General features: G+C 57.7%; 17 protein-coding genes and 1 other RNA gene. 5 read left to right on the forward strand and 13 right to left on the reverse strand.

What is annotated here, in order from left to right; genetic code table 11:
• Positions 1-155: 155 nt before the first annotated feature.
• Together O77CONTIG1_RS15520 and O77CONTIG1_RS27050 are read right to left on the reverse strand one after the other, a co-directional pair.
• Positions 156-512, reverse strand: a complete 357-nt coding sequence (locus tag O77CONTIG1_RS15520) for a hypothetical protein (protein WP_068512234.1) — start codon at positions 510-512, stop codon at positions 156-158.
• Positions 509-634, reverse strand: coding sequence for a hypothetical protein (locus O77CONTIG1_RS27050; RefSeq protein ID WP_286132352.1), 126 nt, complete (start codon positions 632-634; stop codon positions 509-511). Before O77CONTIG1_RS27050 ends, O77CONTIG1_RS15520 begins: the two co-directional genes overlap by 4 nt.
• Before the next feature lie 135 nt (positions 635-769).
• Here O77CONTIG1_RS27050 and O77CONTIG1_RS15525 point away from each other — a divergent pair, with 135 nt between their 5' ends.
• Both O77CONTIG1_RS15525 and O77CONTIG1_RS15530 read left to right on the forward strand, forming a co-directional pair.
• Entirely contained in the window at positions 770-1,531 is a 762-nt protein-coding gene (locus O77CONTIG1_RS15525) for an HAD family hydrolase (protein ID WP_068512237.1), read from the forward strand.
• A gap of 98 nt (positions 1,532-1,629) precedes the next feature.
• Complete coding sequence (locus O77CONTIG1_RS15530; RefSeq protein ID WP_068512240.1) at positions 1,630-1,971, forward strand: hypothetical protein; 342 nt, start codon at positions 1,630-1,632, stop codon at positions 1,969-1,971.
• 94 nt (positions 1,972-2,065) lie between these two features.
• Here O77CONTIG1_RS15530 and O77CONTIG1_RS15535 read toward each other — a convergent pair whose 3' ends face one another.
• From O77CONTIG1_RS15535 to O77CONTIG1_RS15555, 5 genes are all read right to left on the reverse strand, one after another.
• Positions 2,066-2,992 (reverse strand): TIGR01777 family oxidoreductase, encoded by a 927-nt coding sequence (locus tag O77CONTIG1_RS15535; RefSeq protein WP_068512242.1) that lies wholly within the window; start codon positions 2,990-2,992, stop codon positions 2,066-2,068.
• A 78-nt stretch (positions 2,993-3,070) separates the two neighbouring features.
• Entirely contained in the window at positions 3,071-5,122 is a 2,052-nt protein-coding gene (locus O77CONTIG1_RS15540; RefSeq protein ID WP_068512245.1) for a cation:proton antiporter, read from the reverse strand.
• 62 nt (positions 5,123-5,184) lie between these two features.
• On the reverse strand, positions 5,185-5,667 hold the full coding sequence (locus tag O77CONTIG1_RS15545) for a hypothetical protein (protein WP_197673206.1): 483 nt from the start codon (positions 5,665-5,667) through the stop codon (positions 5,185-5,187).
• Positions 5,668-5,684: 17 nt separating this feature from the next.
• Positions 5,685-5,781, reverse strand: an RNA gene (gene ffs, locus O77CONTIG1_RS15550) — signal recognition particle sRNA small type.
• 122 nt (positions 5,782-5,903) lie between these two features.
• Positions 5,904-6,629, reverse strand: coding sequence for an amino acid ABC transporter ATP-binding protein (locus O77CONTIG1_RS15555; RefSeq protein ID WP_228721765.1), 726 nt, complete (start codon positions 6,627-6,629; stop codon positions 5,904-5,906).
• A 305-nt stretch (positions 6,630-6,934) separates the two neighbouring features.
• Here O77CONTIG1_RS15555 and O77CONTIG1_RS15560 point away from each other — a divergent pair, with 305 nt between their 5' ends.
• Both O77CONTIG1_RS15560 and O77CONTIG1_RS15565 read left to right on the forward strand, forming a co-directional pair.
• On the forward strand, positions 6,935-8,209 hold the full coding sequence (locus O77CONTIG1_RS15560) for a M16 family metallopeptidase (protein WP_068512253.1): 1,275 nt from the start codon (positions 6,935-6,937) through the stop codon (positions 8,207-8,209).
• 183 nt (positions 8,210-8,392) lie between these two features.
• Positions 8,393-9,679, forward strand: a complete 1,287-nt coding sequence (locus O77CONTIG1_RS15565) for a M16 family metallopeptidase (RefSeq protein ID WP_068512257.1) — start codon at positions 8,393-8,395, stop codon at positions 9,677-9,679.
• A gap of 115 nt (positions 9,680-9,794) precedes the next feature.
• On the opposite strand, the gene O77CONTIG1_RS15570 is transcribed toward O77CONTIG1_RS15565, so the two are convergent.
• Positions 9,795-10,724 (reverse strand): response regulator, encoded by a 930-nt coding sequence (locus O77CONTIG1_RS15570; protein WP_317134119.1) that lies wholly within the window; start codon positions 10,722-10,724, stop codon positions 9,795-9,797.
• Positions 10,725-10,959: 235 nt separating this feature from the next.
• Here O77CONTIG1_RS15570 and O77CONTIG1_RS15575 point away from each other — a divergent pair, with 235 nt between their 5' ends.
• On the forward strand, positions 10,960-12,159 hold the full coding sequence (locus O77CONTIG1_RS15575) for a class I SAM-dependent rRNA methyltransferase (protein ID WP_068512262.1): 1,200 nt from the start codon (positions 10,960-10,962) through the stop codon (positions 12,157-12,159).
• Here the strand turns inward: O77CONTIG1_RS15575 and O77CONTIG1_RS24690 are convergent.
• From O77CONTIG1_RS24690 to O77CONTIG1_RS15600, 5 genes are all read right to left on the reverse strand, one after another.
• Positions 12,139-12,288, reverse strand: coding sequence for a hypothetical protein (locus O77CONTIG1_RS24690; RefSeq protein ID WP_156435324.1), 150 nt, complete (start codon positions 12,286-12,288; stop codon positions 12,139-12,141). The genes O77CONTIG1_RS15575 and O77CONTIG1_RS24690 overlap by 21 nt on opposite strands.
• Before the next feature lie 18 nt (positions 12,289-12,306).
• Positions 12,307-12,948 carry a Uma2 family endonuclease gene (locus O77CONTIG1_RS15580; protein ID WP_084782724.1) on the reverse strand — a complete coding sequence of 214 codons (642 nt, stop codon included), beginning with the start codon at positions 12,946-12,948 and terminating at the stop codon, positions 12,307-12,309.
• A gap of 625 nt (positions 12,949-13,573) precedes the next feature.
• Positions 13,574-15,193, reverse strand: coding sequence for a cation:proton antiporter (locus O77CONTIG1_RS15590; RefSeq protein WP_068512270.1), 1,620 nt, complete (start codon positions 15,191-15,193; stop codon positions 13,574-13,576).
• A gap of 176 nt (positions 15,194-15,369) precedes the next feature.
• Positions 15,370-15,753, reverse strand: coding sequence for a dihydroneopterin aldolase (gene folB / locus O77CONTIG1_RS15595; RefSeq protein ID WP_068512275.1), 384 nt, complete (start codon positions 15,751-15,753; stop codon positions 15,370-15,372).
• Between the two features lie 464 nt (positions 15,754-16,217).
• Positions 16,218-16,700, reverse strand: a complete 483-nt coding sequence (locus tag O77CONTIG1_RS15600) for a hypothetical protein (protein WP_068512278.1) — start codon at positions 16,698-16,700, stop codon at positions 16,218-16,220.
• Positions 16,701-16,977 lie beyond the last annotated feature (277 nt).

The raw sequence follows: 16,977 nt of genomic DNA on the forward strand, positions 1-16,977 counted from the left end.
GACGCATAGAAATGCACCGATGAGACACGCGCCCAGCGCCCATCTCAACGGTGATTCAACTGGTGGGTCAGGCAAGAAACCCTCTATGCCGCAATCGCAAAGTCGATGCCCGCCATCCAGGGCGTACCCGCCAGACCCGCTCAATGGGATTGACCTCAGGGCAATAAGGCGGCTGAAACACCAAAATGACATTGTCCGGTATCGTCAGGTTCAAAGCTGTATGGGCTGCGATTCACCTGAATCAGATGTAAATCATCGGGGAACTGAGCCGCAAAGCTGTGCAAAAACGCCTCAAAACAGGAACTGTCGAGATGAGAGCACTCGACTCTCCACGAGGCACCGCTCAGCGGTTCCACTAGACCGTACAGCCACCGATACACAAACTCCCATTGAATTGAACCAATCGGCTGCACCCCAAAGCCCGTCAACTTGCGATGTTGAACCGTCAGCAGTCCGACGCGGCTCTCATCACTGCACCAATAGCGGATGCGCCCGGCATAGCGTTGTCTCAAGGCTGGCGGAATCGACTGGCTACAACCAAAGCAAGGGAGCGCTGTTCTTTGACCTCGACGGCAGCGGCGCGGGTCAGCAGGTGAAGATTGCTCAACTCAACGCTGGCGCGGCTCTGACCCATACTCAGATCTCGATTGCTTGAGAAAGCGTAATGGGGGACAGCGCAATGAAACGCTAGTGTAAGCCACACGGCTTCGTTTAGACTCATCGAGGGTGTTTCCTGGGGAATGCCCTCGATTTTTTTTCGCGTTAAACCATGCTGCTAGACTTGCCAAATTCGATTCGCTTGATTGCCACCGATATGGACGGCACGCTGACCCGCCAGGGCAAATTTACGCCGCTGCTGCTGCAAGCACTGGAGGCTCTGAAAGCGGCTGGCATTCCGGTGGTGATTGTGACGGGGCGATCGGCGGGGTGGGTGCAGGGCGTGGTGTCGTATCTGCCCGTGGCAGGGGCGATCGCCGAAAATGGCGGCGTGTTCTTTCCCGGAGACACTGAGCCGGAGTTTCTGGTTCATGTGCCCGATCTGGCAGCCCATCGGCGATCGCTGGCCGATCTTTTTCACGATCTTCAAAGCACGTTTCCCAAAATCCAGGAAGCCCCCGACAACCGCTTCCGGTTGACCGACTGGACGTTTGATGTGCGGGGCTTGTCGGCGGCGGATTTGCAAACAATGGGCGATCGCTGTCATGAGGCAGGCTGGGGCTTTACCTACAGCACCGTGCAGTGCCACATCAAACCTGCCGCTCAGGACAAAGCCAGCGCCTTAGAACAAGTTTTGCAGCGGCACTTTCCCCGCATCTCACCCGCGCAACTAGTGACCGTGGGCGACAGCCCGAATGACGAGAGCCTGTTCGACAAAAGCCGCTTTCCCTATTCCGTCGGCGTGGGCAATGTGCGCCATTATCTTGATCGGCTGAGCTACAGGCCCCACGCGATGACGGAGGCTGAAGAAGTGGCTGGTTTTTGGGAACTCAGTCAGCAAATCCTGGGTCTGCCGTTGTCAAGTGATGCATAACCGAGTTTGCGATCGCCCACTGCTTTTGCGGTAAACTGTCGTACCAAGGCAAAGACTGTCGTACCAAAGCAAACTGCGAGTTCATCCCATTCTTGCTTATGAACCCAACTCAAAAACGCTTGCTAACTTGGCTGGGCTGCTCTGGTGCAGTGGCGCTGGGGTTGGTTCTGCCAAAGCCGCTGCTGGCGCAAACGGTGCCCATTCGAGAACTGATTTTCTCCAGCACACAGACGGGCGAAATGGTTCCGCCGGACGACTTGGACTGTGGCTGCACGGGATTGGGTGATGGGCTGGCGGTGCTGACTGGCTCAGACGCAGAGGGCGAAATGGCGATCGCCCTGCGCGGCTGCGACTGTGCTGGATGCCGCTTTATTGCCCGCCAGGAGATACAGCGCCAGTTGCAGGCGAGTCTCTCGATTCCAGTACAGTTGCCAGAATAGCTCTGGGGAGTTGTTCCTGGCTTTACAAGTTTTACAAAGTGTCGCGAAGCCTGGGTTGAGTGCTAGGCTCGTTGCAAGCCAGCCCTGCTGCAAACTAGCCTTGCTGCAAGATATTGGCGATCGCCGCCTTTACCTCTGGATATTGGTAGGCAAAACCGCTTTCCTGCGTGCGTTTGGGGAGAACCTGCTGACCTTCTAGCACGACCTGTGCCGCATCGCCCAGCAGCGCCTCCAGCGCAAAAGCAGGCACGGGCAGCCACGACGGACGACCCATCACCTGCCCTAGCGTTTGGCAAAACTCTGCCATCCGCACTGGATTTGGCGCAGTGGCGTTGTAGGTTCCCGACAGGCTGGCATCGGTCAGCGCTTTGAGAATCAGGTTCACCAGATCATCGCGGTGAATCCAGGAAAACCACTGGCGACCCGTGCCCAGCGGCCCGCCCGCAAACAGGCGAAAGGGCGTGAGCATTTTGCCCAGTGCGCCGCCCATGCCGAGGACGATTCCAGTTCGCAGAATCACAACGCGAGTGCCGTTAGACTGGGCCGACTCGGCGGCGGCTTCCCACGCCTGACAGACCTGCGCCAAAAAGTCGTCGCCGGGGGCGCTGCTTTCGTCAAACGTGGCGGTTTCGCTGGTGCCGTAATAGCCGATGGCAGAAGAGTTCACCAGCACCGACGGCTTGGGGTTCGCCTGGGCGATCGCCTCTACGATCTTCTCCGTCCCCACCTTGCGGCTGTCGAGAATTTCCTGCTTGCGCTCTGGGGTCCAGCGCTCGTCGGCGATGCCCGCGCCCGCCAGATTGACCACGCCGTCGCAGCCAGAGAGCGCCTGCTGCCACGCGCCCGACTCCAGTGGCGAATATTCCACCACCTCCACACTGGGAAACGCCGATTTTGGAAAGACGCGATTGCCGTGCGCCTTGCTGCGAGTCAGCGCGACAACGCTGTGCCCCTCTTCGACCAGCCGCTCTACCAGTCGCGTTCCTACAAATCCGGTTGCCCCGGTCACTGCAATTTTCACGATGCCTCCTCTGCAAGCGGCGCGGGGAAGTGTGCGGTTCTCCGCTGCCGTTCGGTTCTCAATCTTGTCTTACTGGTCTTAAGTCTTGTCTTCAGTATATCGGTTGGGTTCGAGCGGAAATGAGCTGCCGTTGGAACTGCCATCGATCAGCGCGGTAAAAGCGTGATGCTCGTCGGCATTGCCCACCACCAGCAGGCGATCGCCCGCCTCTAGCACCGTGTCGCCTAGGGGATAGGCGTGGAGCTGTTTCTGACGCTCGATCGCCATGATTGTTGCGCCAGTGGCGCGGCGCACACGTTTGCCTGGGCCAGGCTCAGCCCCCACCAGCGGCGACTTTGGCTCTAGCAAATACCAGTGCTTGGGAAAACCCTCGGTGGCCGCGTCCAGATCCGATCGCCCCCAATATTCTGCCCGTTCTGGCAGGATGTCGCGATAGCGCCCACTGCGGTAGCGATGCACCACCTGCTGCACCGCAGACACCGAATCGCCCAGCTTTAGCAGCAGATGGGCCCCCATTTCCAGCGAGGCCTCAAACTCTGGCTGCACGACTTCCTGCGCCCCCAGTTGATAGAGCGCGTCGATTTCATCGGTGGCGTGGGCCCGCACAGTGATGTCCAGATCGGGCGCGAGGCTGAGGGCGCGTTGCAGCGTAAGGCGGGTGGCGAAGGGATCAGGCAGGGCGATCGCCATCGCTTTGGCGCTAGATAAGTTTGCCTTTTCCAACAACACTAGACTAGACGCATCCCCCAGCAGGTAGGGAATTTCGCGATCGCGCAGGCTAGCCAGCACCGCCTCGTTGTTGTCGATTACCAGCAATTTATAGCCCTGAAAGTACAGCATCCGCACAAGCGTTTGTCCAACGCGCCCATAGCCCGCGACGACGACGTGATCGGTCAGCTCTTGGGGGCCAACATACTGGGGCGATCGCTGCGGTTCTAGCCAGCCGTGGACTTTGGGAAATTGCTCTAGCCACGTCAGCAAGTGCGGCGTAGCCCGCATCACAAACGGCGTAATCAGCAGGGTTGCGGCGGCAGTGCCGACGGCCAGCCCATACACCCGGTCGGTGAACAGGTTGGCGCTCCGGGCGACACCCGCCAGCACAAAGGAAAATTCGCCAATTTGATTAATGCCCAGTCCGACTAGTAGCGCCGTTTTTAGTGGATAGCCGAAGGCGCGGACGAGGCCGGTGGCGATCGCCGCTTTGCCCAGCATCACCGTCGCCACCAAACCCGCCAAAACCCAGGCATTCTCCCACAAAAATACTGGATCGATCAGCAGCCCAATCGAGGCGAAAAACAGCGTTGCGAACACGTCTCGCATCGGCAGCACCCGATCCAGTGCGTGGTCGGCATATTCCACATTCGACACCAGCAGCCCCGCTACAAACGCGCCCATCTCGATACCCAGCCCAATCGTCGAGGTGAGCAGCGCCACGCCAAGACACAGCACCAAAATTCCTAATAAAAACAGCTCCGACGAGCCGCTCCGCGCCAGCAGCCGAATCAGCCGAGGAATCAGCCAGATGCCCGCGAGAATTGCCCCACCCATAAACAGCAGCGCTTTCAAAAAAGCCGCCAGAAGCGCAGTGCCAATCTCTTCGGGCGATCGCGTCAGAGCGGGCAGCACTGCCAGCATGATGCCCACCGCCAGATCCTGCACGATCAAAATCGTGAGCATAATCTGCCCGTGCAGGCTGTGCATTTCATTGCGGTCGAGTAGGCTTTTCAGCACGACTGCGGTGGACGACAGCGACAGCACCGCGCCCAAAAACACCGCTTTGGGAATCGTGGCGACCCAGCCCAGCCCGTAGGCCAGTCCACCGCCCAGCAAAATTGTCAGCAAAATTTGCAGCGTGCCGCCGCCCAGCGCAATCCGCCGCATCCGCATCAGGTCTTTGAGCGACAGCTCCACCCCCAGCGCAAACAGCAGCAGCGCGACGCCGACCGTTGCCAGCACCTCGATGTCGCCTTCTAGCGCTACCAGACCCAGCCCCGCCGGGCCGACCACGATGCCTCCCAGCAAATAGCCCAACAGCACAGGCTGTCGCAGTCGGTTTGACAAATAGCCGCCCGCCGTAGCTGCCCCCAGCACCGTCACCATCTCGACGATTAGCTTGACTTCGCTGGCCATGCTCCGCTCCCGGTTTTCCTTTCAGCCTACCGGGTTCCAGAAGCTGTGAGTACAGCAGCAGGTCAGAATGATACAAAAGGCAGAATTGCCTTGCGAGATAGCGCAAAATTGAGAACCGCAGCGGCGATCGCCATCATCAACAGGCTCTCGCCACCCAAAATTAATAGCAGCGTTGGGTTGCCGTGCAGCGTCCAGCCCGTCTCAAGCTGCGCCAGACCGCGCACCAGCGCAAACGCCAGCACCGCGCCGGAACTGAGGTGGGGATTTTCGCCCTGGCGCACCACGTAGCGATAGGTCACGCCAAAGAGAAAACCCGCCAGAACCGCGTTGGCAAGATGCAAAAAAATTGCCCAGTTGAGCGAGAGAACGGTCAGCACGCTCCAGTGAGGGGCTAGTAGAGTATTGGCGATCGCCCCCACCAGCACCACCGTCCCGCAGACCAGGGCACTCAGGCCCCCTGCCTTAATCGACTCGATCCGCTCTGCCTGAAGCCGTTCCACCGTCTGCTCAATATCCGGGCTGAATATAATCTGGGCTAAACACACCCTGGGCTAACCACGAAAAAGACCCGGAGACCACGCCTATTACAAGCATCCCGTATTGCTGCTACCTTCCGGTCCTGACAAGGTTTGGGCGTTGTAATCGCGTGGATCCAGGTCTTCTCCACAATAGCATGGTGTGAGGAGTCAAGGATCAGGTGCCAAGGTTTAGGTTTTCGGCAAAGGGCCGATTTCCAACCTTGATGCTCCCTGACCCCTAACCCCTGAGGTCTGATCCCTGCCTACAGAATTTGCGACAGAAACTTCTGCGTCCGCTCCTCTTTGGGATTGTTGAAAAAGGTTTCGGGCGTGCCTTCTTCGACTAGCAGACCGTCCGCCATCAGCACCACGCGATCGGCTACTTCGCGGGCAAAGCCGACCTCGTGGGTGACGCAGACCATTGTCATGCCCGATCGCGCCAGGGTTCGCATCACGTCCAGCACCTCGCGCACCATTTCTGGATCGAGGGCGCTGGTAGGTTCGTCAAACAGCATGATCTTCGGCTCCATTGCCAGCGCGCGGGCGATCGCCACCCGCTGCTGCTGCCCCCCCGAAAGCTGCCCCGGAAACTTCTTCGCCTGCTCCAAAATGCCCACCCGCTCCAGCAATTGCAGGGCTTTTTCCTCAGCGCGAGCCTTGGGCCAGCGGCGCACCCAAATGGGAGCCAGCATCACGTTTTGCAGCACCGACAGATGGGGAAACAGGTTGAACTGTTGAAACACCATGCCGACTTCGCGGCGAATCGCGTCAATATTCTTCAAATCGTGCGATAGATGAATCCCATCGATAACAATCTTGCCCTTTTGATAGCTTTCCAGCGCATTGAAGGTGCGAATAAAGGTGGACTTGCCCGAACCGGAGGGGCCCATCACCACCACCACTTCACCCTTCTGCACCGTCAGGCTGACCCCGCGCAGCACATGAAAATTGTTGTCATACCACTTCTCCACATTTTCAGCCAGGATCACCGGCTCAGAGCCAACATGTCCATTGCCGTTGGTGATTGCGTCCGTGTGATACTGCGTCATTGGAAAAATGTCCTAATCGAGATTCAGTAAAGGGCGGATAGCTTGAATTGTAATAGTACGGGCCGGTGTTTGTGCAGTGTGATTTGCTACGGCACCGATGAAACGACTGAATGAAACGACTGATCATACTGAATCATTCAGTATGGTGACGAGGAAGAATTCGGCAAAGCGAACAGAAGGCGTTAGTATAGTTAGAATTATCCAAATTCTTAACCAAAAATCTTCCGTCAAGGATCGTCAACCACTTGACCACACTTCTTTCGACCCAGATTGCCCAGTTTCCTGCCCAGCGCTACACCCTCGAAAATGGGCTAACGATTATTCATCAACAGGTTCCTACGCCCGTTGTCACGGTGGACGTGTGGGTGCAGGCAGGGGCGATCGCCGAACCAGAGCCTTGGGCTGGTGTCGCTCATTTCCTGGAACACATGATTTTCAAGGGAACTGAGCAACTGCCGCCTGGGTATTTCGACTATGTGATCGAAAACTATGGCGGCGTGACCAACGCTGCTACCAGTCACGACTACGCCCATTTTTTCATCAACACCACGGTCGAGTCGCTGCCCGAAACGCTGCCCTGTCTGGCAGAATTGCTGCTGCGGGCGGCGATTCCCGACGACGAGTTTGAGCGAGAGCGGGACGTGGTGCTGGAAGAACTGCGCCAGTCTGAAGATGATCCCGATTGGCTGGGGTTTCAGGCGCTATCGGAAACGGTGTATCAGTCGCATCCCTATGGGCGATCGGTGCTGGGTGATGTAGAGCGGCTGATGGCGCTGCGGCCAGAGGAAATGCGCTCCTTCCATCGCGCCCACTATCAGCCGGAGCGGATGACCGTGGTAATTGTGGGCAATCTGGACGCAGCCTATGCGATTGATCTGGCGCGTCAGGCGTTTTCAAACTTTGCCCCAGCGGTCGATTTTCCAAAGATTCCCGTTAGTGCAGAACCGCCGCTGGCGGGCATTCGGCGGCAGCAACTGCGGCTGCCTCGCCTGGAAACGGCGCGGCTGATGATGGCGTGGGTGGGGCCGGGTGTCGATCAGCTCCAGAGCGCTTATGGGTTGGATGTGCTGTCGGTGCTGCTGGCGGGTGGGCGTACGTCGCGCCTGGTGCGAGAGCTGCGAGAAGAGCGGCAGTTGGTTCACGATATTGGCAGCAGCTTTTCGCTCCAGCGAGATTCCAGTCTGTTTACCATCACCGCCTGGCTTGAGCCGGAGTATCTGGATGTGGTGGAAGCGATTGTGGGCGATCGCCTCTCAGCTCTCAGCGCCGCCCCCATTGCCGAGGCAGAGCTAAACCGGGTCAAGCGCCTGCTGTGCAACGATTACGCTTTTTCCACCGAAACCTCCAGCCAGCTTGCCGGCCTCTACGGCTACTACAACACCATCGCCCAGGCAGAGCTAGCCGTCACCTATCCCAACCGCATCCAGTCCCTTCAGACCGAAGACCTACATCGTCTCGCCAGCCAGTACCTTTCGCCCTGTCATTATGCGGTAACGACGCTGCGACCGATGGAGGAGTGATGGAGTGACGGGGTGATGGGGTGATGGGGCGACGGGGCGGAAAAAACGAAAAACGAAAAACGGAACCTCTTCGTTCTTCGTTCTTCGTTCTTCTCTCTTCCCTCTTCCCTCTTCCCTCACCCCAACACCCCAATACCCCCACACCCCCACACCTCATCCCCTCATCCTCTCTTTCCCTCACAAATGCCCAACTCCACCCTCCAACCCGCTGCGCTCCCCCTCCACCGGACGGTTCTCAGTAACGGTCTGGTCGTGCTGACGACGGAGAATTCAGCGGCTGATATTGTGGCGGCGCGGCTGTTTGTGCGGGTGGGCAGCCGCTACGAAGTGCCAGAGCAGTCGGGCATTTCGCACCTGCTGACTTCGGTTCTGACGAAGGGCACCACGCACAAGTCTTCGATGCAGATTGCGGAACAAATCGAGTCGGTGGGTGCAAGCCTGGGCACGGATTCGTCGCCCGATTACTGTCTGCTGAGTTTGAAAACGGTGTCGCGGGATTTTGCCGATATGCTGATGCTGGCGGCAGAATTGCTGCGATCGCCCTCATTCCCAGAATCAGAAGTCGAGCTAGAGCAGCGGCTAACCCTCCAGGGCATCCGCTCGATGCAGGAACAGCCCTTTGCGGTGGCGCAAAAGCAACTCCGGCAGGCGATGTATGGCGACCATCCCTATGCCCTGCCGGGGCTGGGCACCGAGGAAACCGTGTCACAACTCACCCGCGCCGACCTGCTGCACTTTCACCAGACTCACTTTCGCCCCGATAATCTCGTGATCAGCATTACGGGACGGATCACCCCCGACGAGGCGATCGCCCTTGTTTCGGAAGCCTTTGGCGACTGGCAGCCCCCGACGGATGACACTGGCGCACCTCTGCCGCTGCTGTATCCACCCACGCCGCCCGTTCTGTCGAACCCACACCGCGTGGCGACGACCCAGGACACCCAGCAGGCGATCGTCATGCTGGGCTATCTGGCTCCAGCGGTTCATGCAGAAGACTATATGGCGCTGAAGCTGATCAGCACGTATCTGGGCAACGGACTGTCGAGCCGCTTGTTTGTGGAACTGCGCGAAAAGCAGGGTCTTGCTTACGAAGTGTCGGCCTACTACCCCACCCGGCTCGATACGTCCCAGTTCATCGCCTACATGGGCACGGCTCCGGGCAACGTGGCGATCGCCCTCGAAGGTCTGCACCGCGAAGTCCACCGCCTCGCCGCCGAGCCGCTGAGCGAAGACGAGCTGCAATCTGCCAAAAACAAGCTGCTGGGGCAATACGCCCTGGGCAAACAGACCAACGCCCAAATCGCCCAGATCTACGGCTGGTATGAAACGCTGGGGCTAGGCATCGACTTCGATACGCAATTTCAAGGGGCGATCGCCCAAATCACGCCAGACCAAGCCCAGGCTGCTGCCCAGCGCTACTTTACCGAGCCGTATGTGTCGCTGGTGGGCCCGGCGAGTGCAGTAGGGTAAGGGAGGAGGGAAGAGGGAAGAACGTCGATTTTCGTTCTTCGTTTTTCGTTCTTCGCTTTTCCTCTTTCCTTCTTTCCTCCATCTCTCACGCTCACTCAACCCCCCTTAGTCTTCCTCACGCCGCCACCCGCCAGTCTCGCCCAAAGCGCACACAGGTCAGCGCCAGCGCGATTTGCTGAGCCGCCAAATACAGGCGCAACAATTCGTCTTCTTGCAGCGAGAAGGGCTTGCCCCAGCGGAGCGACAGCACGGCGATGCTGGCGTTTTGGAACAGCACGGGCATCACCAGATGCGCCAACACGCCTTCCTCAGCGCTTTCGTTGACTTTGACCTGGGGCTTTTGGGTGGCGATCGCCTCTTGCACCACCGGGTCATCGCCGAGTGCAGGCAGCGCAGTGCCGTAGCTGCCTTGCAGTGTGGCGGGTTTGCCTGCTTCCACCAAGTGCAGCGTGCAGCCGTCGGCCTCATAGGTTTCGCCAAAGGTCTTGGCGATCGCCTCCAGCGCTTGCTCCAGTCCGGTTGCCTCCTGAGTCACCTTCACCAGCGTTCCCAGCAGAATGGTTTGCACCTGGGCGCGTCGCAGTTCCTCGGTGCGGTGTTTCTGCACGTCGTAAGTTTCCACCGCCCGCTGCACCACGGCTTTTAGCTCATTGGGGTCCCAGGGCTTGGTGATGTACTTATAAACCTGTCCAGAGTTGATCGCGTCCACCAGGTCTTCTACGTCGGTAAACCCGGTCAGGATAATCCGCATCGTGTCGGGAAACTGGGGCACGGTCTTGCTCAGGAATTCAGTCCCTTTCATTTCGGGCATTCGCTGGTCGGAGATAATGACCGCAACTTCCCCCTCGGCCGCCAGCACCTCCAGCGCCATCACGCCGCTCTCGGCTCGCAGCACGTTAAAGTCACGCCGGAACGTACGATAGAGCAAATCCAGATTGTCTGGTTCGTCATCAACCACCAGCATTTTGGGCTTTTTAGGTCGCTCCAGGCTGGCCAACTGGCGATGTATATGTTCTAGTTCCGGCAGTGCAATGTCCATAACCATCCTTGGCTGCTTTTTGACTGGCTGTGTTCTTTGATAGTGGATTGAAACATGCTGTAGCTGTGCTTTTAGTTTGGGCACATTTGTCGCAGTTATAACGCTACAGAAAAGTAAAATTCAAAACTAGCGCGGGGGAGTGCCAAAAACCAAGAAAAATCGAGCGCTGTATAGTGGAAGATGCGCTCTGGTTAATTGACTCGTCGATGAACTGGCTCCTTATCACATCCTGTTCACTGTCATGGTGTCGCTTCCTCGCATTATTCTCCGAGACAACAAAGCCGATGCTGTGCGGCGGTTCCACCCCTGGATTTTTTCAGGGGCGATTAAGCGGATCGAATCAGACGCGCAGGAGGGCGACTGGGTTGAGGTGTACAGCGATCGCGGCGAATTTTTGGCGGCGGGCTTCTTCGGCGCGGGCAGCATTGCGGTCAAGGTCGTTTCGTTTCGGCCGGTCGAGTCGCTCGACGCGCTGTTTCTGGAACGGTTTCAGCAGGCCTATGCGCTGCGAAAACAGTTGGGACTGGCGATCAGTGATCAGACCAACTGCTACCGCCTGATTAATTCTGAAGGCGACGGGCTGCCGGGGCTGATTGTGGACTGGTATAACGGCGTGGCGGTGGTGCTGACCTATTCTCTGGGCATGGCACAGCAGCGCGATCGCATTGTGGAATGCCTGAAGACGCTCTACGGCTCCGACCTGCGGGCAGTGTATGACAAAAGCGCGGCTGTGCTGCACGGGGGCAAGTCTCAGCCCACCAATCAATACCTGTTTGGCGAAGCAAATCTGGGCGAAAAGCGGCTAGGCGAGGTGCTGGAAAACGGGCATCGCTTTGCGGTGGACTGGGAAGAAGGTCAGAAAACGGGGTTTTTTCTGGATCAGCGTGACAATCGCCAACTCGTGGCGCAGCACGTCGCCGGAAAGAAAGTGCTGAATACGTTTTGCTATTCTGGCGGCTTTTCAGTCTATGCCCTGCAAGCAGGTGCGGCGGTGGTGCATTCGGTGGATAGTTCCGCAAAGGCGATCGCCTGGACAGAGCAAAATGTCTCGTTGAACCCGGCAACCCCAGGCACTCACCAGTCTTACGCTGCCGACGTGTTCAACTTTTTGAAAGACTGCGACGATGACTACGACGTAATCATCCTCGACCCGCCCGCCTTTGCCAAGTCTCTCTCCGCCCGTCATCAGGCGACCCTCGCCTACCGCCGCCTCAACTATCTCGCCCTGCTCAAGATTCGTCCCGGCGGTCTGATTTTTACCTTTTCTTGCTCCCAGGTCGTCTCACTCGACAATTTCAAAGGAGCCGTCACTGCCGGGGCAATCGACGCGGGCCGCCCCGTGCGACTGCTCGGCCACCTCAGCCAACCCGCTGACCACCCCACCAGCCTCTACCACCCGGAAGGGCAATATTTGAAAGGGCTAGTTTTGGAAGCGGGATAGAGGCGCGGCTTGCCACCGGGCAGGATTCACATTCCAAACGCAGGGCAGCCGAAAGGATGGTGTTGCCAAATGGGCGATCGCCCGCCTGGTTTCTTGTCCTTCAACCTCACACACTAGACAGGATGCCACGTTGGGGTAGCGATTTCCTCACGCCATACCGACCTGTTGTCGCACCCATGCGCGAAATTGTCTGACCATTTCGATTTCTCCGAGCGTAGATGCCCGTTGCAAAAAGTTGGGAATATCTTTTACAGGAATTGGCGCAAATGCTGGACTGAGGTCGGTTTCTTCGTAGGCGCTGGCTGTCAATGCGTAGACGAAGAGCGATCGCCCGTCATAGCGCCACACCTCCGGCACACCCAACGCTGCATAAATGGGCAGCTTGTTGAGTGCTGCGCTGGAATACTTAATCTCCACCACCAAATCGGGCGGCGGATCGTCGGGCAGTTGAATTTGGGCATTTTGCCAAATCAGCGGCTCGTTTTGAAGATAGTAGGCGCTGTCTGGCTCCACGCCCCGCTGCAAATCTTCGCGCTTGCATGTCAGAGAACCGACGCTGCGGAAGTTCAGCACTAGCTCCTCTGCCAGGACAGCGATGAGTCGGTCAATGCTACATTTGCTGCTTTCATGGGGCAACAGGGGAGACATCAGTTCCAGCGTTCCTTGGTCATAGGTGAGGCGCACCGCCCGCCGCTCACCCAGCTCTTGCAGCATTTGCTCATACAAACGCCAACTCACGCCTTGCAAGACGACCCGTTCTTCACTCTGGACAGGCGCAGCCGCAGTCATCTCCTCGCCTCACAGTTGAGTTTGGTGCTGTCCCTATCGTAGGCGAATAGCAGGCGATCGCCCTTCTTGGCCCGCCATTGTTCGTGCAGCCAGCAGCGCCAAACCTGCCGCCTCGAAGATACTTTGCCAAAAACGGATTGCAATGGAGTGATTTACCTTAATAGCACTGAAATAGCACTGATCCCAAAGACGAAAAGTCAAGGATTCGCAGAGCCTTTGCCGTCATTTTTGAGAATCTGCTCGGCTCAGAATCTGCACTTTTTGCTCATTCCAAGGTGCAAAATCGGGCAGATGCATCGCCTCACGAATTGCATTGTCGGGCTGCCGTTGCTCCAGAAAGTGTTGCGCTCGACGAACGATAGGTTCGTATTGCAACCATTGCAAAATAGCCTGAACTCGCTTCTGCCAATAGGGATGGCGGCGGACCTGGCTCAGATGTCGATATGCATCCTCAAGCTTGCCTGCTGATAGGCTTGCTCAAACGCTTCCAGGTGCTTCTGATTTTCTATGAAGGCACAGCCAGCAACCCTAGCATTATTCGGGCTTTTGGAGATGCCTATGTTCAAGCGATCAACCAAATTTTGAGTACGGTTTCTTAAGCCCACAGATTGAAAAACCTTCGGAACTAAGCTTGATCGACCACAACGATAGGAATCTCGGCCGTCTCCAGGACGGATTGAGAAACGGAGCCGACCAGTCCCACTTCCCAGAGGCGATCGCCCCGTTTGCCCATAACAATCTCATCCACCCGGAATTCCTGAGCAACGCGCACAATCTCCTCCGGCGCAGGGCCAATTGTGGTGAGGAAGCGGTGGCGAATGTCGGCTAGCAGCGTTGCGGTTTTGTCTTGCAGGTTTTGAATACTAGCGGGGTCGTTGACCTGGACAACGTGCAGCACAATGACGCTGGCATCGGCGCGGCGGGCCAGTTCGGCAGCTTTTCGCAAGACGGCGGGGGCGAGGGGCGAGGTATCGACGGCGGCCAGGAGGGTGATAGGACGGGCGATCGCCACTTTGGTCGGGTCTACATCGCCTCTTTCTAGCAGCCGGGGTGCAAACGTGGGGATGGCCCAGGCTCCCAAGGGTGCTGTGACCAGGATGGAAAGAGCGGCGATCGCCAGAATCGCCGCTCCACCCGCGATACCCTGCGATAGCGGAATTGCGCCGATCGCCGCCTGCACTGTCGCCTTGGCCGAGTTTGCAGGCAGCAGGAACAACCGCTCCTTCCAGTTCCAATTGCTGCCCAGCGTAGACAGATACCAGCCCAGCATCCGCCCAACCAGCGTGCCGATTGCCAGAATCGCCAGCCCCACGCCCAGCGTGTTGCCCAACACGTTGAGCTGAATGCTAGCCCCCAGCAGCACAAACAGAAAAATCTCCGCCACGCCCCACAGCGCATCAAACCCGCCCCTTAGCCGCCGCGCCAGGGGAGCATCCAGTTCGATCAGGAAAAACCCCAGCGACATCACCGCCAAATAGCCCGAAAACAGCGGATATTCCTCTGCCAGCACCACCAGCAGCAGCGCAAACCCTGCCGCCACCAGCGCATCCTGTACGGCGTTTTGCGTCCAGTTTTGCTTGGCCAGCAAAAAGACGAGCAATTGCGCCGTCAGCCAGCCCAGCAGCACCCCCAGCGCAATTTGCAAAATCAGTTGCAGCGGCAGCAGTTGCAGAGGGGTAAGCATGAGTCCGCTGGGGAGGGTCAGCCCCGCCGCCGCGCCCTGGGAGAGAAACGCCAGTAGCAGGCTAAACACCAGCAGCAGCAGCACATCCGACAGGGCGCTGCCCGTCAGGATGGCATCGGGAATGCCCTTTTGTACGCCCCAGCCGAGACTTTTTAGCCGCAGCATTCCGGGTACGATGACGGCGGGCGACTCTGCGCCGATGATGCAGCCTAGAAGCAGCCCTGTGGCAAAGTCAAACCCCAGCAGCCAGATCGCGCCCAGAGCAACGGCGATCGCCTCAAACGTCGCAGGCAAAAAGCCCAGCCGCAGCGCCACGGTTCCCTGCTGTGCCAGTTTCTCGCGATCTAGACCCAATCCTGCCTTCATCAGGATCACCATGACGGCGATTGTTCGCAAGATGCCCGCCGATGCCAGTAGCTCTGGCGCGAGGGACTGCGTCACTTGGGGCCCCAGCACGATGCCCGCCAGCACCATGCCCACCAAAGCGGGCAGTTTCAGCCGTCGGGCTAGTTGTCCGGCGAAGAAGCCGATTAGAAGGGTTAGAAGGAGGCTGGGGAGCATTTTAGGTTTCGAGTTTTAGAGTTTGGTTCTGGTTTCTAGATTTTGAATCGGTGTTGCAAATCGGTGTTGCAAAATTCAAACTGGGCTGAGTCTGCTGCGTTTACTACCTAAACTCTGCTGTCTTGAACCAGGCATTGCAGCCCAACATCCAAAATCTAAAATTTTGACAAACTGCGCTATTCTCTACTCCGCGTGATTTCTTCTCTACTCCGCGTGATTTCTACCGCGACCTGTCCTGTAAAGTCGGGAATCGGTGGGTTGACCTTGGTCAGGCGCACGGTGACTTGTTCAACCTGTCCGCTTGAGAGCATGATTTGGGCGATCGCCCCGGCCAGTCGCTCAATCAGTCGAAACCGTTCGGTGCGAATAAGTTGGAGGACAGTGGCCACATTGTTGCGGTAGTCGTAGGTGTCTTCCAGGCGATCGCTCTCTGCTGCTTTGGACAAATCAACCCACAGGGTCAAGTCCACCTGAAACCATTGCCCCAAGACCTGCTCTGCCTCCAGATAGCCTGAATAGCCAAAGGCCCGCAGCCCGGTTAAATAAATGCAATCTGCCATTAATCCGCAATTCATGTAATTCGACAAAGCCTGGCCCGCCCAACAGTCCCAGCACGCAGTGATGTCCATTCTTCTGGGTGGCACGACGAAGGGAGGTGCTGGACGCTCAGCAGGCGCTGATCTGGCAATCCAAAATCGCAAACCCGCAATCGAGACAGAACCTACGCACTTGCGATAAGTTTGCTGGGTTTTGGACGATTTCTCGCGGGCACAGCCTGCGAGAAATCGTCCAGATGCGTAAGTCCTACGAGAATTAACAAAATTAACAATAAGCCACAATAAGCCAACTGTACGCCAAATCGCATCATCCAAGCGGCGGGAGCGTATCAGGAATTCTGTCATCTCCTATCAGGTCGGCTTTCTGTTCTGCTGCCCGCTGTTTGGGCAGAGCGAAGCCGCTGCTCTGCCCGTTGTCAAGCCGCTGGCTCAGATTGACTTGGGATTTCTAGCAAAGCCTCAAACGGCTATCTCCGATTTCCTTCCAAAACTTCCATCAGGTCTTGAATGGAGCAGCCCAGCACCCGCGCCAGGGGCACCAGCATCGACCCATCAATATCGCCCATTGAGAGCGCTTCGAGCTTTTCTTTGGGTAAGCGATAAGAGTCGCAGAACCGTTCAAATTCGGCATCGGTTACGCCTAGCTCGGTCTGGCGCTGCTTGAGCCAGCGGGCGATCGCCCCCACGCCCGACCGGGGCTGCGTCGCCCTCGCCAGATACTTGTTCACCAGTTCCTCAATCTCGCTGTTGCCGCCGCCCGCACGGCTCACCAGGTCATAGCACGCCAGCCGCAGCGCCCTGCGAGCGCGGTATTCTTCGTTCAAGATATCGGCAACGCGAATCGCAATATCGGGCTTCAGAAAGCCCACCAGTTCGTCGTCATAGTGCAGCGGCACCAGGGCATCGTTGGGACGAATCTCCCAAGCGGGCGTGTCGTCAGGTAGAGGCATAGGGACGGGTTCCGAAAGGGCGAGTTCCGCAAGGGGATCTGAAGATTTCTGAACGGGGAAGGGGGCGATCGCCCACAATGACTTGGATCTTAATGCAATCCGAGCAGGCCATCTAACATAGGTCTGCGGCTCGCTCCCAGTAGCCCTTGATCCACCCTTCATGCGTTTCCCTAATTTGCCCAGATTGATTCCTAAAATTTGTCCTGATCCCCCCCCCACTTTCCGTATAAGTCATTGGTAGATGCACCCTGATTCAATAACCTCCGGTTTCGCGGCC

Origin of the sequence: Leptolyngbya sp. O-77 (genome assembly GCF_001548395.1) — a bacterium.
Lineage (GTDB): Bacteria > Cyanobacteriota > Cyanobacteriia > Elainellales > Elainellaceae > Thermoleptolyngbya.

Excerpts from the sequence above, each read along its gene's own strand:
- O77CONTIG1_RS27050 (WP_286132352.1), bottom strand. The coding sequence starts at position 634 with ATGGGTCAGAGCCGCGCCAGCGTTGAGTTGAGCAATCTTCACCTGCTG.
- O77CONTIG1_RS15525 (WP_068512237.1), top strand. The coding sequence starts at position 770 with ATGCTGCTAGACTTGCCAAATTCGATTCGCTTGATTGCCACCGATATG.
- O77CONTIG1_RS15530 (WP_068512240.1), top strand. The coding sequence starts at position 1,630 with ATGAACCCAACTCAAAAACGCTTGCTAACTTGGCTGGGCTGCTCTGGT.
- O77CONTIG1_RS15540 (WP_068512245.1), bottom strand. The coding sequence starts at position 5,122 with ATGGCCAGCGAAGTCAAGCTAATCGTCGAGATGGTGACGGTGCTGGGG.
- O77CONTIG1_RS15565 (WP_068512257.1), top strand. The coding sequence starts at position 8,393 with ATGCCCAACTCCACCCTCCAACCCGCTGCGCTCCCCCTCCACCGGACG.
- O77CONTIG1_RS15570 (WP_317134119.1), bottom strand. The coding sequence starts at position 10,724 with ATGGTTATGGACATTGCACTGCCGGAACTAGAACATATACATCGCCAG.
- O77CONTIG1_RS15575 (WP_068512262.1), top strand. The coding sequence starts at position 10,960 with ATGGTGTCGCTTCCTCGCATTATTCTCCGAGACAACAAAGCCGATGCT.
- O77CONTIG1_RS15580 (WP_084782724.1), bottom strand. The coding sequence starts at position 12,948 with ATGACTGCGGCTGCGCCTGTCCAGAGTGAAGAACGGGTCGTCTTGCAA.
- O77CONTIG1_RS15590 (WP_068512270.1), bottom strand. The coding sequence starts at position 15,193 with ATGCTCCCCAGCCTCCTTCTAACCCTTCTAATCGGCTTCTTCGCCGGA.
- folB (WP_068512275.1), bottom strand. The coding sequence starts at position 15,753 with ATGGCAGATTGCATTTATTTAACCGGGCTGCGGGCCTTTGGCTATTCA.
- O77CONTIG1_RS15600 (WP_068512278.1), bottom strand. The coding sequence starts at position 16,700 with ATGCCTCTACCTGACGACACGCCCGCTTGGGAGATTCGTCCCAACGAT.